The 14,827-nt window shown below is 62.5% G+C and carries 13 protein-coding genes; 7 read left to right on the top strand and 6 right to left on the bottom strand.

All coding sequences use genetic code 11. The features are described 5' to 3' along the window. Position 1 precedes the first annotated feature (1 nt). Positions 2 to 955, top strand: coding sequence for a diguanylate cyclase (locus tag J3P90_RS11765; protein WP_434676420.1), 954 nt, complete (start codon positions 2 to 4; stop codon positions 953 to 955). Between the two features lie 123 nt (positions 956 to 1,078). Here J3P90_RS11765 and J3P90_RS11760 read toward each other — a convergent pair whose 3' ends face one another. Next, a complete protein-coding gene (locus J3P90_RS11760; protein ID WP_434606075.1) occupies positions 1,079 to 1,504 on the bottom strand; it encodes a VOC family protein in 426 nt (141 codons plus the stop codon). A gap of 116 nt (positions 1,505 to 1,620) precedes the next feature. Between J3P90_RS11760 and J3P90_RS11755 the strand changes: the two genes are divergently transcribed. Continuing rightward, the gene (locus tag J3P90_RS11755; protein WP_434647772.1) at positions 1,621 to 2,547 is read left to right on the top strand and encodes a LysR substrate-binding domain-containing protein; all 927 of its coding nucleotides are present in this window, start codon (positions 1,621 to 1,623) and stop codon (positions 2,545 to 2,547) included. 12 nt (positions 2,548 to 2,559) lie between these two features. Here the strand turns inward: J3P90_RS11755 and J3P90_RS11750 are convergent, their stop codons facing one another. The 4 genes from J3P90_RS11750 to J3P90_RS11735 form a co-directional block, all read right to left on the bottom strand. After that, positions 2,560 to 3,408: an ureidoglycolate lyase gene (locus tag J3P90_RS11750; RefSeq protein ID WP_434676419.1), complete on the bottom strand. Its 849-nt coding sequence runs from the start codon at positions 3,406 to 3,408 to the stop codon at positions 2,560 to 2,562. Between the two features lie 25 nt (positions 3,409 to 3,433). Beyond that, positions 3,434 to 4,174 (bottom strand): SDR family oxidoreductase, encoded by a 741-nt coding sequence (locus J3P90_RS11745; RefSeq protein WP_420763700.1) that lies wholly within the window; start codon positions 4,172 to 4,174, stop codon positions 3,434 to 3,436. Further along, a complete protein-coding gene (locus J3P90_RS11740; protein ID WP_434676418.1) occupies positions 4,171 to 5,553 on the bottom strand; it encodes an MFS transporter in 1,383 nt (460 codons plus the stop codon). Before J3P90_RS11740 ends, J3P90_RS11745 begins: the two co-directional genes overlap by 4 nt. 244 nt (positions 5,554 to 5,797) lie before the next feature. After that, positions 5,798 to 6,736, bottom strand: coding sequence for a LysR family transcriptional regulator (locus tag J3P90_RS11735; RefSeq protein ID WP_434559205.1), 939 nt, complete (start codon positions 6,734 to 6,736; stop codon positions 5,798 to 5,800). A 114-nt stretch (positions 6,737 to 6,850) separates the two neighbouring features. On the opposite strand from J3P90_RS11735, the gene J3P90_RS11730 reads away from it, so the two are divergent. Both J3P90_RS11730 and J3P90_RS11725 read left to right on the top strand, forming a co-directional pair. Then, positions 6,851 to 8,032 (top strand): fumarylacetoacetate hydrolase family protein, encoded by a 1,182-nt coding sequence (locus tag J3P90_RS11730; protein ID WP_434559207.1) that lies wholly within the window; start codon positions 6,851 to 6,853, stop codon positions 8,030 to 8,032. Positions 8,033 to 8,078: 46 nt separating this feature from the next. Further along, entirely contained in the window at positions 8,079 to 9,863 is a 1,785-nt protein-coding gene (locus J3P90_RS11725) for an IlvD/Edd family dehydratase (RefSeq protein ID WP_434676417.1), read from the top strand. Positions 9,864 to 9,920: 57 nt separating this feature from the next. On the opposite strand, the gene J3P90_RS11720 is transcribed toward J3P90_RS11725, so the two are convergent. Then, positions 9,921 to 11,657, bottom strand: a complete 1,737-nt coding sequence (locus J3P90_RS11720; protein WP_434606085.1) for an OPT family oligopeptide transporter — start codon at positions 11,655 to 11,657, stop codon at positions 9,921 to 9,923. A 229-nt stretch (positions 11,658 to 11,886) separates the two neighbouring features. Between J3P90_RS11720 and J3P90_RS11715 the strand changes: the two genes are divergently transcribed. From J3P90_RS11715 to J3P90_RS11705, 3 genes are read left to right on the top strand one after another with little or no spacing between them, the layout of a single operon-like run. Next, on the top strand, positions 11,887 to 12,657 hold the full coding sequence (locus J3P90_RS11715) for a substrate-binding periplasmic protein (protein WP_434606088.1): 771 nt from the start codon (positions 11,887 to 11,889) through the stop codon (positions 12,655 to 12,657). A gap of 1 nt (position 12,658) precedes the next feature. Continuing rightward, positions 12,659 to 14,002 carry a GGDEF domain-containing protein gene (locus J3P90_RS11710; protein ID WP_434676572.1) on the top strand — a complete coding sequence of 448 codons (1,344 nt, stop codon included), beginning with the start codon at positions 12,659 to 12,661 and terminating at the stop codon, positions 14,000 to 14,002. Between the two features lie 23 nt (positions 14,003 to 14,025). After that, entirely contained in the window at positions 14,026 to 14,760 is a 735-nt protein-coding gene (locus tag J3P90_RS11705) for a substrate-binding periplasmic protein (RefSeq protein WP_434647786.1), read from the top strand. Positions 14,761 to 14,827: the final 67 nt, after the last annotated feature.

The raw sequence follows: 14,827 nt of genomic DNA, 5'->3' as shown, positions 1-14,827 counted from the left end.
CATGACCGATTCCATCGATCTGAACGAATTCCACTGGTTGCTGGCCATCGTTCAGAGCATCGACGTCGGCGTGGTGGTGCTCGACCGTGAGTACCGCGTTCAGGTCTGGAACACCTTCATGGAGAACCGCTCCGGCGTCCAACCCAAGGACGCCCAGAACCGGAATTTCTTCAGCCTGTTCCCGGAAATCGACCGCCAATGGTTCAGCCGCAAGGTGGAAAGCGTCGCGACCCTGGGCACCCCCGCCTTCACGGTCTGGGAGCAGCGCCCGTACCTGATGCGCTTCAAGAGCTACCAACCGATCACCGGCCAGGAAGAGTTCATGTACCAGAACACCACCTTGCTGCCGCTGCGCTCGCCTGACAACCGAATCAACCATATCTGCCTGGTGATCTATGACGTCACCGACGTCGCGACCAATCGCCATCAGATCCAGGCCGCCAATGCACAACTGCAATTGCTCTCCAGCACCGATCGCCTGACCGGCCTCTATAACCGCGGTCATTGGGAAGGCGCCCTGAAAGCCGCCTACGCCCGCCATCAGCGCTATGGCAACGCCCTGAGCCTGGTGATGCTGGACATCGATCATTTCAAGCAGGTCAACGACACCTACGGCCACCAGGCCGGCGACAAGGTGATCGAACAGGTTGCCGCGCTATTGCACGAGCACGTACGCGAGTCCGACGTGGCCGGGCGCTACGGGGGCGAAGAGTTCGGCGTGGTGCTGTCGGACACCGAACAGGCCGGCGCACGGATTTTCGCAGAGCGCCTGCGCAAGGCTGTTGAACAATTGTTGGTGCAGTACAACGGCCAGGAGATTCGGTTCACCATCAGCCTGGGCGTGGCCGACCTGAGCACGCCGGCGAACGACCATGCCGAGCTGATCGCCCGGGCCGACCAGGCGTTGTATACATCGAAGAAGACAGGGCGCAATCGCGTGACGGTGCATGGCTAAGGACGGCACCGAACCCTGTGGGAGCGAGCCTGCTCGCGAAGGCGTCGGCACATCCAACATCGCTGCAAACTGATCCAACGCTTTCGCGAGCAAGCTCGCTCCCACAGGGTCATGCGCATGCCGTTATTTGGCGAACAACTGACTCATGTCCTTGAACGCCTTGAACTCCAGCGCATTGCCGCAAGGGTCGAACAGGAACATCGTCGCCTGTTCGCCCACCTGCCCCTTGAAACGCACGTAGGGCTCGATCACAAATTGAGTGCCGAAGGATTTCAGTCGCTCGGCCAGCGCTTCCCATTCAGCCCACCCCAATACCACACCAAAATGAGGCACCGGCACATCGTGCCCATCCACGGCGTTGCTGTGCACGCTTTCCTGGGACGCGGTCTTGGGGTGCTCGTGGATCACCAACTGGTGACCGTAGAAATTGAAATCGACCCACTGTTCACTGGAGCGGCCCTCCTCCAACCCAAACACTTGGCTGTAAAAAGTACGGGCTGCCGCAAGGTCATAGACCGGAATTGCTAAATGGAAAGGCGAGACGCTCATCGGGACTCCAAAGATTCAATCATGGGATACGCAACCGCGCGTTTGCCCATCGTAGGCGCGGGAACCGAACAATAAAATCAATATAAATTTCTTAGAAAGACCATTAATCTTTATCAATGATCAAAGAACTCAAGACCCTCATTGCCGTCGCGCGCGAAGGCACCTTCGCCGCAGCCGGGCACAAGATCGGCCTCACCCAGGCGGCGGTCAGTGCGCAGATCCAGCGCCTGGAAGCCGAGCTGGGCTTCGAGCTATTCGACCGCAAGGGGCGCACGGCCCACCTCAACAAGCGGGGCCACCAGGTTCTCCTGCAAGCCCAGGAACTGCTTCGCCTTTACGAGAGTCTCGGCTCCGCCACCCCCGGGCTTCCCGCCAGCGTGCTGGTGAACATCGGCGCGATCGCCTCGGTCCAGCGCTCGTACCTGCCGGACGCTCTCGCCAGGTTTCACCAGCAATGCCCGCAGTGCCGCACACGCATCGTGCCGGGCCTGTCGGTGGAATTGATCAATCTGGTGGACGCCGGTGAAATCGACATGGCCGTGATGATCCGCCCGCCGTTCTCGCTGCAAAGTGATCTGCGCTGGACCACCCTGGCATTGGAGCCTTATCGGCTGATCATTCCCCGTGCAATGCCCGGCGAGGATTGGGCGGCGCTGCTGTCCAGCCAACCCTTCATCCGTTATGACCGGTCCTCGTTCGGCGGCAGGCAGGTCGATCGTTTCCTGCGGCAGATGCATTTCACCCTGCGGGAAGTGTGCGAACTGGATGAACTGGACGCGATCATCAAACTGGTGGAAAAAGGCGTCGGTGTCGCCCTGGTGCCGCAGACGTCAGCCCATCAGCCGTGGCCCAAAGGCGTGCGGGCCCTAGACCTGGGGCCACACACGTTTCATCGGGACATCGGCCTGATCCATCGGTCGCGACAGAGCCTGGCCGACCCCGTTGCGATTCTTGCCGAGCTGGTCATCGAGCAGGCAGGCACGCCCGCAAGCGCGTCAGGTGTCGCAGACCCGAATAGGATTGGCGGCACTACTTACCCTTGAACGCTTCCCGGATCAATCCGCCTGCACGGTCACCTGACGCTGCTCACCCAATCCTGCAATCCCGAGGCGCATGGTCTGGCCCGGCCGCAGGAACACCGGGTTGGGCTTGATGCCCAGCCCGACACCCGGCGGCGTGCCGGTCGAAATGACGTCGCCCGGTTGCAGGCTCATGCACTGGCTGAGGTAGGCGATCAGTTGCGGCACGCTGAAGATCAGCGTCCGGGTATTGCCGTTCTGATAGCGATGCCCGTCGACTTCCAACCACAGGTCCAGCGTATGCGGGTCTGGGATCTCATCCTTGGTCACCAGCCACGGCCCGAGAGGGCCGAAGGTGTCGAAGCCTTTGCCTTTGTCCCAGGTGCCGCCACGTTCGAGCTGCCATTCGCGCTCCGACACGTCGTTGATGACGCAATATCCGGCGACGTGCTCCAGGGCATTCGCTTCGTCGATGTATCGCCCGCCTTTGCCGATGACCACGCCCAGCTCGACTTCCCAGTCGGTCTTGAGCGAGCCGCGGGGGATCTGGATATCGTCATTCGGCCCGCAAATGGCACTGGTCCATTTGTTGAAGATGATCGGCTCTTTCGGCACCTCCATGTTCGATTCGGCGGCATGGTCGGCGTAGTTCAAACCGATGCAGATGAACTTGCCGACCTGCCCGACGCACGGGCCGATCCGAGGCTGGCCGGTCACCACCGGCAAGCTGTGCGGGTCGATGGCCGCGAGTCTGGCCAGGCCTTCCGGCTCCAGGACGTTGCCGGCGATGTCCGGCACATGGCCCGACAGGTCGCGGACCTGATGGTCGTCATCCAGCAGCCCGGGCTTTTCCGAACCTTTTTCGCCGTATCGCAACAGTTTCATGAAGTGCTCCTGTTCAAGTGAAAACTCAAAGGCTCATGCCGCCATCGATCACGTGCACCGCTCCCGTGGTGTAGGCGGACGCGTCACTGCCCAGGTACAGCGCCAGTTGCGCGATTTCCTGAGTGTTGCCAATGCGCCCCATGGGCTGACGGTCAAGAAACTGCCGGTAGACCTGTTGCACATCGACACCCTGCTGCGCGGCCTGGTCGGCAATGCGCTGGCGCAGCGATGGTGAATCCACGGTGCCGGGGCAGATCGCGTTGCAGCGGATCCCCTGGCTGACGAAGTCGATGGCGACAGATTTGGTCAGCCCCACCACCGCTGCCTTGCTGGCAGCGTAGGCGAAACGATTGGGCACGCCTTTGACACTGGACGCCACCGACGACATGTTGATGATCGACCCGCCACCCCGCGCCAGCATGCCTGGCAGGAACGCACGGATCATCCGGTACATGGCCGTGACGTTGAGGTCCATCGAACGCACCCAGGCCGCTTCGTCGCAGTCCAGGATGTTGCCGCTGTGCACGTAACCGGCGCAGTTGAAGAGCACGTCCAGGCCGCCGATCCAGTCGCGGACAGCCTCGATGGCGCTGGCCGAGGTGACATCCAGGGTGACCGCCGTCACCCCTTCGATGCCCGCCAATGCGCGCGTATCGATGTCACTGGCAAACACCTCGGCCCCGGCCTGGGCGAAGGCCACCGCGCTGGCGAGGCCGATACCCTGCCCGGCCGCCGTCACCAGCACCCGTTTGTTCTGCAGGCTCATGCGGTCTCCAGTTGCGTTGCCGGGACTGCGCTTTTTGGTGCCCTGGCGAGCATCGAGGCCGGAATGGCCAGGATCAGCCCGCCACTGACCAACAGGCACAGGGCCAGGACATACGTACCATTGTTGATATTACCGGTAAGCGTCTCGGCCACGGCGGTGATCATCGATCCGGTGAAGCCCGACAGGTTGCCGATGGCGTTGATCATGCCGATCCCGGCAGCGGCAGCGACGCCCGACAACACGGTGCCCGGCAGGGTCCAGAAGATCGGCATAAGGCTGAGGATCCCCGAAGCGGAGACGCTGAGGAACAGCACCGACAGCACCAGGTTATCGGCGAAGAACGCACTGAGGATCAGCCCGGCGCCACCGATAAAGGCTGGAATCGCCGCGTGAAGGCGCCGCTCACCGGTGCGGTTGGAGTGCCGGGCGTTGAGCAGCATCGCCACGACGGCCACCGAATAAGGGATGGCGGTGAGCAAACCGATGTGCAGGCTGTTGGTGATGCCGGTGCTCTTGATGATCGAAGGCATCCAGAATGCCAGGCCATAGAAGCCGGTGTTGAAGGTCAGCAAAATCAACACCAGCAACCACACCCGAGGGTTGAAAAACACCTCGCTCAAGCGCGACGCCTTGCCCTGGTTGTCGGTTTGCAGGTTGGCCTTGAGCATGGCTTTTTCTGCTGCCGACAGCCACTTGGCCTTGTCGATGTTGTCGGCCAGGCAGACGATTACCACGAAAGCCATGATGATCGAAGGGATGCCCTCGATGATCAGCATCCATTGCCAGCCGGACAGGCCTCGCACGCCCTGCATGCTATTCATCAGCCAGCCGGACAAGATCCCGCCGAGGGTCAGGCTGACCGGCAAGGCCAACAGGAACCCGGACATCACCCGGCTCTGCCGGTGGGTCGGAAACCAGTAATTGAGGTAAAGGATCACGCCCGGGAAAAAGCCCGCTTCACAGATACCCAGCAGGAAACGCAGCACATAGAACATAGTGCTCGATTCGATATGGAAGAACGCCGCCAGCGGCACAGTGTAGGCCACCGCCATGGAGATCACCGCCCAGCTGAGCATGATCCGGGCGATCCAGAACCGCGCGCCAAAGCGATGCAGCAACAGGTTGCTGGGGACTTCGAACAGGAAATAGCCCCAGAAAAACATACTGGCGCCCAAGGCATAGACCGTGTTGCTGAATTGCAGCTCGTTGAGCATGTCGAGCTTGGCGAAACCGATGTTCACCCGGTCGAGGTAGGCCGCCATGTAGCACAACAGCAGGACAGGCAGGATTCGCCAGATGACCTTGCGGTAGGTCCGGTCCTCGAAATCGAGTCCGCCGGCGGAAGCCTGGGCGGGCGAATGCTCGGAGATGGTTTGCATGAGGTAACCCCTGATTGTTTTTATTGGGTCACGTCGAATGAGCGAGTCATCCGGCGATTGAACGAGGACTCTACTGTCGGGAAACGATTCTTTCCCAATGGCATTTTTGGATTAGTTGATAACCCAGTGTTATCAGAAATCGTAGGGGGCTACTGCGTAGCCCAGCGGGAGCAAGCTCCCTCGCCACGGGTTCAGCGCAAGCAGGCTGTGTGGTAGCGAGCTTGCTCGCGATGGGGCGGCACGTTCAACCACTCAAGCGGGCGTTGTCCTTGAGGATCTCGGCGAACTCCAGGGCCGCGCCCACCAGCGGCTCGTCCTTGCGGGTGAGAATGCCGTAGTCTTGGGGCACCAGGTGCAGCGGCGTGTCAAGGGTCTTGAGCTGGCCGCTTTCGAGCAACGGGTCGACCATCGCGTTGGGCAACATGCCGATCATGGGGCCACGTTGCAGGACCTGGAGGAAAGTCTGCATCGAAATCGTGTCGATGGTGTTGCGCGGCATCCCCACACCAGCTTCGGCAAAGGCCAGCTCCATGCGGGCGCGAATCGGCGTGCCGACCGGATAGAGAATCCACGGCAGGTCCACCAGTTGCTGCAAGGATGTCGGCCCAGCGTTGGCCAGCGGATGGCGATCGTTGACCACGATGCAGAACGGTTCGGGGGCCAGGGGCTGGAAGTCGTAGCGCTGCTGCTGGCTTTGATCGGTGAAACGCGCCACGGCCAGGTCGAGCTTCTTTTCTTCGAGCATCTTCATCAGATGATTACTGGTTTGCTCCACCACTTCGATGGACAGCAAGGGCCAGCGCTGCTTGATCTGCAGGATCGCCTCGGGCAACGCCACCGCCGTCGCGGCAAAAATACCGCCGACCTTCAAGTAACCGTGGCCACCTTCTCGCAGGCTGCTGATCTGTTCGACGAACGAACGGGCGTCATTCAGGGCTATTTGCGCGTAGCGCAGCACGTGCTCGCCCAGGGCGGTGGGCGGCATGCTGCGCGGTCGACGCTCGAACAGGGCGAAGCCGAGCAGGCTCTCGATTTCCTTGAGCATTTTGCTCACGGCCGGCTGGCTGAGGTTCATCTGCTCGGCCGCCAAATGCATGTTGCAGGTGCGTCCCAACGTGTCGATCAGCAGCAGATGACGAAATTTGAGCCAGCCGCAAAAGCTGGAAAAGGACAGATCGGACATGGGTATTCCTCGGCGGCGCAATAACCAGGCGTTATCGGATACTGAATATATCTCATTGGAGTTCATCGACAACGGGCCCTAGCGTGAAGGCTTTACGAACCAGGAAGCCTGTCCATGTCGCTATTGCTTACTCCCGAGAACACTCTGCCGGTCGATGGCGTGGCCGGCACGTTGATTGGTCGCGCCTGGGTCCCGGGGCGGATCGCCGGGCCTTCGCCCATCGTGCTGCGCAGCGACGGGGTGTTCGACCTCTCGGATCGGTTCGCGACACTTAGCGACCTACTGGAAACACCCTCGCCCCTGGCGACGGTAAGAGAGACGCCTGGCACCTTCATCGCCACCCTCGAAGCACTCTTGGCCAACACCGGCCCCCACGCCGACCCGGCCAAGCCGTTCCTGTTGCCTCCGCTGGACTTACAAGTGATCAAGGCGGCCGGCGTGACGTTCGCGGCGAGCATGATCGAGCGGGTCATCGAGGAACAGGCCGGCGGCGACGCGGCCCGCGCCGAAGCCGTGCGCGCCACGGTCCACGGCGTGATCGGCGACAACCTGCGCTCGATCGTGCCAGGCTCCGAGCAAGCGATGCGCCTCAAGGCGTACCTCATCGAACAAGGTATGTGGTCGCAGTATTTGGAAGTGGGCATCGGCCCGGACGCGGAAATTTTCACGAAGGCGCCGGTGCTGGCCGCCGTGGGCAGCGGCAGCCAGATCGGCATTCACCCGGCCTCGCAATGGAACAACCCGGAACCGGAAGTGGTGCTGGCGGTGAACAGCCGTGGCCAGATCCACGGCGCCACCCTGGGCAACGACGTCAACCTGCGGGACATCGAAGGCCGCAGTGCGCTGTTGTTGAGCAAGGCCAAGGACAACAATGCATCGTGCGCCATTGGGCCGTTCATTCGCCTGTTCGACGAGCAGTTCAGCCTGGACGATGTGCGCGCCTGCGAAGTCGATCTGCACGTACAAGGCGAAGACGGTTACCGGCTGCACGGTTGCAGCTCCATGAGCCAGATCAGCCGCGATCCGCAGGACCTGGCCGGCCAGACACTCAACGCCAACCATCAATACCCCGATGGCTTCCTGCTGTTTCTCGGTACGCTGTTCGCCCCCACCGAGGACCGTGATCATGCCGGCAGCGGTTTCACCCACAAACTCGGCGACCGCGTCAGTATCAGCAGCCCGCTACTGGGCAGCCTGCATAATCAGGTGACCCATAGCTGCGACGCCGCGCCGTGGACCTTCGGCGTCGGCGCGCTGCTGCGTAACCTCGCCGCGCGGGGGCTGCTCGATCGCTGAGCCCGACTGATCGTCGATTCACCCAATTACAAGAGAGAAATGAATCATGAGTGACACGCCAAAACGCTGCCTGCGCAGCGAGCAATGGTTCAACGACCCGGCCCACGCGGACATGACCGCGCTGTATGTCGAACGCTACATGAACTACGGGATGACCCGGGAAGAGTTGCAATCGGGCCGGCCGATCATTGGCATCGCCCAGACCGGCAGCGACCTGACGCCCTGCAACCGCCATCACTTGGAACTGGCGCAACGGGTCAAGGCCGGGATCCGCGACGCCGGTGGCATTCCGATGGAATTCCCGGTGCACCCCATCGCCGAACAGTCGCGTCGCCCCACGGCGGCCCTGGACCGAAACCTGGCGTATCTGGGCCTGGTGGAAATCCTCCACGGCTATCCCCTGGACGGCGTTGTGCTCACCACCGGTTGCGACAAGACCACCCCCGCCTGCCTGATGGCGGCAGCCACCACCGACCTGCCGTCCATCGTGCTGTCCGGCGGGCCGATGCTCGACGGTCGTCACAAGGGCGAGCTGATCGGCTCCGGCACAGTGCTGTGGCACGCTCGCAATTTGATGGCCGCTGGCGAGATCAACTACGAAGGTTTCATGGAAATGACCACGGCGGCCTCGCCCTCCGTGGGCCACTGCAACACCATGGGCACCGCCCTGTCAATGAACGCGCTGGCCGAAGCCCTGGGCATGTCGTTACCCGGTTGCGCAAGCATTCCGGCGCCGTACCGCGAGCGCGGGCAGATGGCCTACGCCACTGGCAAGCGCATCTGTGAACTGGTGCGCCAGGACGTGCGCCCTTCCCAGATCATGACGCGTGAAGCCTTCGAAAACGCCATCGCCGTCGCCTCGGCACTCGGCGCATCGAGCAACTGCCCGCCGCACCTGATCGCCATCGCCCGGCACATGGGCGTCGAGTTGAGCCTGGACGACTGGCAAAAAATCGGCGAGGACGTGCCGCTGTTGGTCAACTGCATGCCCGCTGGCAAATACCTGGGCGAAGGCTTCCACCGCGCGGGCGGCGTGCCGGCCGTCATGCACGAATTGCAAAAGGCCGGCCGCCTGCATGAGAACTGCGCCACGGTCAGCGGCAAGACCATCGGCGAGATCGTCAGCGGCAGCCTGACCTGCGACGCCGACGTCATCCACCCCTTCGACACCCCACTCAAGCACCGCGCCGGTTTCATCGTGCTCAGCGGCAACTTTTTCGACAGCGCGATCATGAAGATGTCGGTGGTGGGCGAAGCGTTCCGCAAGACTTACCTGTCCGAACCCGGCGCCGAGAACAGCTTCGAAGCGCGGGCCATCGTATTTGAGGGGCCGGAGGACTACCACGCACGCATCGACGACCCGGCGCTGGACATCGACGAGCGCTGCATCCTGGTCATCCGCGGCGCTGGCACCGTGGGCTATCCCGGCAGCGCCGAGGTGGTGAACATGGCTCCGCCCGCCGCGCTGATCAAGCGCGGCATTGACTCCCTGCCGTGCCTGGGCGATGGTCGCCAGAGCGGCACCTCGGCGAGCCCGTCGATCCTCAACATGTCCCCGGAAGCGGCCGTTGGCGGCGGCCTGGCGCTGCTACAGACCAATGACCGGCTGAAAGTCGACCTGAACACCCGCACCGTGAACCTGCTGGTGGACGACGCCGAGATGGAGCGGCGCCGCCGCGCCTGGACGCCAAACTTCCCGCCGTCGCAAACGCCTTGGCAGGAACTGTACCGGCAACTGGTCGGCCAGCTTTCCACGGGCGGTTGCCTGGAGCCGGCCACGTTGCACCTGAGGGTGATCGCCCGCAGTGGTGAGCCGCGACATTCACACTGACTCGGCGCCACCCACCGCTTCCAGTGGCGAGCGAGCTTGCTTCCTCGCCACGGGGGCTCACAGATTACCGAGCATCTCCCACAACGAAGCCCCCACCCCGGTAATGCTCTCCCCGGCAATCAACCCCGCCGCCGCCGTGATGGCGAAGCGTTCGGTGAGGCTCGGCCAGCGGCAGCTCACCAGCCAGGTCAGCACGGCGCCAAGGGCCATCATCAGCGACACCGAGGCCGGCAGGACAAACGCCAGGCCCAGGGCAGCCGTGCTGGGCAGGTAGCGGGCGCGATGGGCCGGCAGCAGGCTGTCGAGGATGCCCAGCAGCAAACCGACGGCGCCGCCGATGAAGATCGCCCAGCGGATGCTCACCGACAACGAGTCCAGGCCATGGGTCAGGGTTTGCGCCACGGCCTTCCAGGTGGCGACGGCCGGGGCCGGCCATTCTTCGGTGAGCAGCATGGTTTGCGGGTCGGGGATCAACGCCAGGTAAGCGAGCACGCCGACGATGCTGCCGATGAAAATCCCCAGCGTCTGGGCCAGCAGTTGCTTGCGCGGCGTCGCGCCGATCGCCCGGCCGACCTTGAAATCATTCATCAGGTCCGTGCATTGCCCCGCCGAACCGCCGGCGGTGTTGGCGCTCATCAAGTTGATCGGCACCTGCCCCGGTGCAACGATGCCGAAGCTCAGCTGGGACAGTTGCCCAATGGCGCCAATGGGCGGAATTCCGGTGGCGCCGACCACCCGGGCTGCCACCGCCGCCAGGCAAATGGCCAAGGGAATGGTCAGCAGCGCCATCCAGGGATTGATGCCGAACAACATGGCTTGCAGGCTGACCACCAAGACGATTGCCAGCAAAAACCCAACGGCGGGCCCGGCCTTGGGCACCGCCCAGGACGCCGCGCCACTGGCCTTGGTTGAGCGGTGCAGCGACCACAAGCGGATCGCCAGGGAAGCCAGGGTCGCGCAAACCATCAGGCTCACGCCCGGCCACAGCAGCCATTCCACTAGCACGGCGAATTGCGGGCCGCTGCTGCCGGGCGGCAAGTGCACGAGGCCATTTTCCAACAGCCACGGCGCCAACCCACCCCACGCCAACAGCGCGCCGAGCAACAGGGTCAGGCCGACACGGATGCCGATGATGCCGCCAAATCCCACCAGCAATAGCGACGGATCCGCGGTAAATGTCAGCCGCTCCAGTTGGGCGCTCGGCGACCAGCGCGGGATGGCCCAGACGAAGGTATCGACCCACTTGGCGAACCCGGACAGCACGGCTGCGCCGAGCAGCACCTTAAGGCGCGTCGCGGCTTCGTGGCCGTGATTGTAGATATGCAACAAGGTCTCCAGGGTCGCCATGCCCTCGGGAAACCTCAGCGCCTTGTCGTTGAGCAACGAGGGCCGCAGGTACCAGGCAATCCAGATACCCAGGAAACTCACCGAAAATACCCACGCGACCATGGGCAACGCGTCGAGTTGCTGGCCGGTCAGCAAGGTGTACGCCGGGATCGGCGCCACCAGCCCGCCGGAAATGATCGATGCCGCGGCCGACGCCACGGTCTGGTTGATGTTGCTCTCGTGGAGCGTCCAGGGCAGCCGGCCGGACGATCGCTTGGCCAGGCCCTGCCAGATGCCGTAGCCCACCAGCAAGGCGATGATCGACATGTTGAACGACCAGCCGATCTTCAATCCCGCATAGACATTGGAGGGCGTCAACAAAATACCCAGCACGATCCCGGTGATTACCGCGCGTGGGCTGAACTCGCGCTCTACGGGGCGCACGTGGGAGGTCGAGGTTGGATCCATGCGAATTCCTTATCGGCAGAAAACAGCGCGTTCACCCGGGGCGACGACCTAACAAGTGAGCGTTGTATTGACGGAAGGTTCACCGGCGCGTCCTGGCGTCCGCGTGATAGAGCGGTCGCCCGGAAGATGCGTAGCTGCGCTCAAGCAACACCCTCACCCAGCCGATAACCTGGATGACGAAGGCCCTCAGGCCTCGCCAGGCTCTGCTGGCTGCATAGGGTGATGATCAATGGCTTCGCTGCTTAACCGCTTACTGATGTGTGGCGCCCTGATGCTCCTGGTTGCAGGTGGATCGGCGTTGGCCATCGCGGCTGAGCCGCCACTGCGCATCGTCACCGAGGAGTTGCCGCCCTACAACATGACGCAGGACGGCCGGGTGACCGGCATGAGCACCGAAGTGGTCGAGGCTGTGCTCAAGGAGATCGGCGTCGAAGCGTCGATCCAGCCCATGCCTTGGGCGCGGGCCTATGAACTGGCGCTCAATGAAAGCAATGTGTTGATCTATTCCATCGTGCGCACCCCGGCACGCGAATCGCTGTTCCAGTGGATCGGCGCCATCGCCCCGACCCAGTGGTATATCTATTCACTGGCCGAGCGGCCGGTGAAACTCGACTCCCTGGCCGATGCCCATGGGCACCAGATCGCTACCGTCAATCAGGATGTGGGCGAGCAGTTTCTCGTCTCGAAGGGCTTCCGCATCGGCGAAGAACTTCAGTCCAGCACCAAATATGAACACAATTACCGCAAGCTCAAGGTCGACCACGTGGAGCTGTGGATTTCCAACGAGCTCAATGCGCTGTACCTGACCCGTCAGAACGGCGAAGACCCGGACAAAGTATTGATCAAGTCGCTGGCGCTGCCCGAACTGAGCAGTGCCGACGGCCTGAGTATGGCGTTCAGCCGCAACACGCCGCCGCAGACCGTCGAAAAATTCCGCGCAGGCCTGCAAGCCATACGTCGCAACGGCGTCTACGATGCCATCGCGCGCAAGTGGTTATGAGATGGACAGCCATCTCACACCCCCACCCTCTCAACGGGCACAGGCCAAGACCCTCAGCTCCCTGGGTCGGCGCCTGGTCCTGGCGACCCTGCTGTTCTGCCTGTTTTTCACAGTGGCGATGGTCACCTGGCGCACCTGGCTGGCCTGGGAAAGCAACCTGACGGACATGAATGCCGAGCTGGGGCTGATCGACCAGGTTTTCCGCGACACCTTGGCTCATGCGATCTGGGAGATGGACCGCGACTCCCTGGACAAACAGCTTGCCAGCGTCGCCAAGGCCGCGCCGGTCGGACGCGTGGCGCTGAATGTCCTGCGGCCCGGCCGGTCGCCGGAAATCATCGAGCTCAATCGCTACACCACCGGTAACGAAGGGGTAGCACCGGTATTGCACCGCGAGCTCATCGCGCAGCCTTATCTCGGCGCCCACGAAAAAGTCGGCGAGCTCATCATCGAAGGCGATAACCAACTGCTGTGGCAGCGCCTGTGGGGCGAAGCGCGCAGCATCGTCATCACCCAGATCATCCAATCCATGCTGCTGGCGGGCCTGGTCATGACCATGTTCAACCGCCTGGTGACGGTCCACGTGGTGCATATCGCCCGGCACCTGGGCGAGCTCGAGCCACAAACACTCAAGCACCACCTCAAGCTGCAGCGTTCGGTGGATCGCCAGGACGAGTTGAGCTTGCTCGAATCCCAGGTCAATGAACTCCAGGACAATCTCCACGCCCACCTGGAGCGCCAGCGTTCGGACGAGCTGGCGATCGCCGCCAGCCGCGACCAACTGGTCGAGCTGGTCGAGGCGCGCACCGCTGAGCTCAAGGCCGCCAACCAGGCCCTCGAAGCCTTGTCCCGTCACGACGCCTTGACGGGCCTGGCCAACCGTCGCCATTTCGACGAGCTGAAGGAAGTCGAGTTTCGCCGCGCCATGCGCCACAAGACGCCGCTTGCGGTGCTGATGTGCGACGTCGATTTCTTCAAGATCTACAACGATACCTATGGCCATATGAACGGCGACCAATGCCTGCAACAGATCGCTGAAACCCTGCGCGAGGTCTTCGGCCGCTCTGGCGAGCTGACCGCACGGGTCGGTGGCGAGGAATTTGTCGTCCTGCTGCCCAATATCGACGCAGGGCAGGCCTGGGAGGCGGCCCAACGCTTGCGTGGCGCCCTGGCCGAACGCCAACTGCCCCACAGCGGCTCATCGATCTCCCCATTCGTCACCCTGAGCATCGGCGTCGCCGAGCTGGACCCCGAGGCCATGGATCATTTCGACCAATTGATGCAACGCGCCGACCAGGCGCTGTACCGGGCCAAGCACCAGGGCCGCAACTGCGCGTCCCTCTAATCATCGCCAAAACCGAGGTCTGTATGCGCCACTCATTGATGCTCTGTTCATGGGTATTCCTGGCCTTGAACAGCCTTCAAAGCCAGGCCGAAACCATCGAGGTCGTGACCGAGGACTCGTTGTATGCCTATCTGCGCGACGAGAAATTGGTCGGCCCCGGTATCCATATCGCCGCCGATACCTTGAAGCAGGCCGACCTCGACGATTTCCACATGGCCCTCTACCCCTGGGCGCGGGCCTATGAAATGGCGCTGCGCGAGCCCAACGTGCTGATCTTCCCGCTGGATCGCACCCCGGCCCGTGAACAGCTGTTCAAGTGGGTCGGTGAAATCCATCGCTCCACCAGCCGGCTCTACAAGCTGCGCGACACGGCCTCCATCGCCATTGGCACCCTGGAAGAGGCCAAGCAGTACAGCATCGGCGTGGTACGAAATGACGCCAAGCAGGTTTATCTGCAAGGTCGTGGCTTCAGCCGACTGGTCGTTTCAGCGAATAACCACGATAACTTCCAGAAACTGTTGAACCGTCAGGTCCAGCTGGTGCCGATGCCGGAGAACACCGCGCGCCTGATGAGCCAGGATGCCCGGATTGACTTCAATCTGCTGGAGGAGGTCTACGCGCTGGATGAGCAGCCCCATCGGGTTTACCTGGCGTTCAGCCTGAGCACACCCGACGAGACGGTCGCCAAGGCACAACGCGCTTTTGAACAGCTCAAGGCTTCGGGTGAAGTGGAGCGGATCATGAAGGAGAAGCGCTGACGGGCGGCACCGGTCAGCGACGTTGAACTCTCCCCTCGAACGCATCGTCTAGGCCATAAAGGCACAG

The sequence above is a fragment of the Pseudomonas sp. D3-10 genome, assembly GCF_051132175.1.
GTDB lineage: Bacteria > Pseudomonadota > Gammaproteobacteria > Pseudomonadales > Pseudomonadaceae > Aquipseudomonas.
The sequence above is the reverse complement of the archived record's forward strand: the minus strand, read 5'-3'. Positions and strand labels throughout refer to the sequence as shown.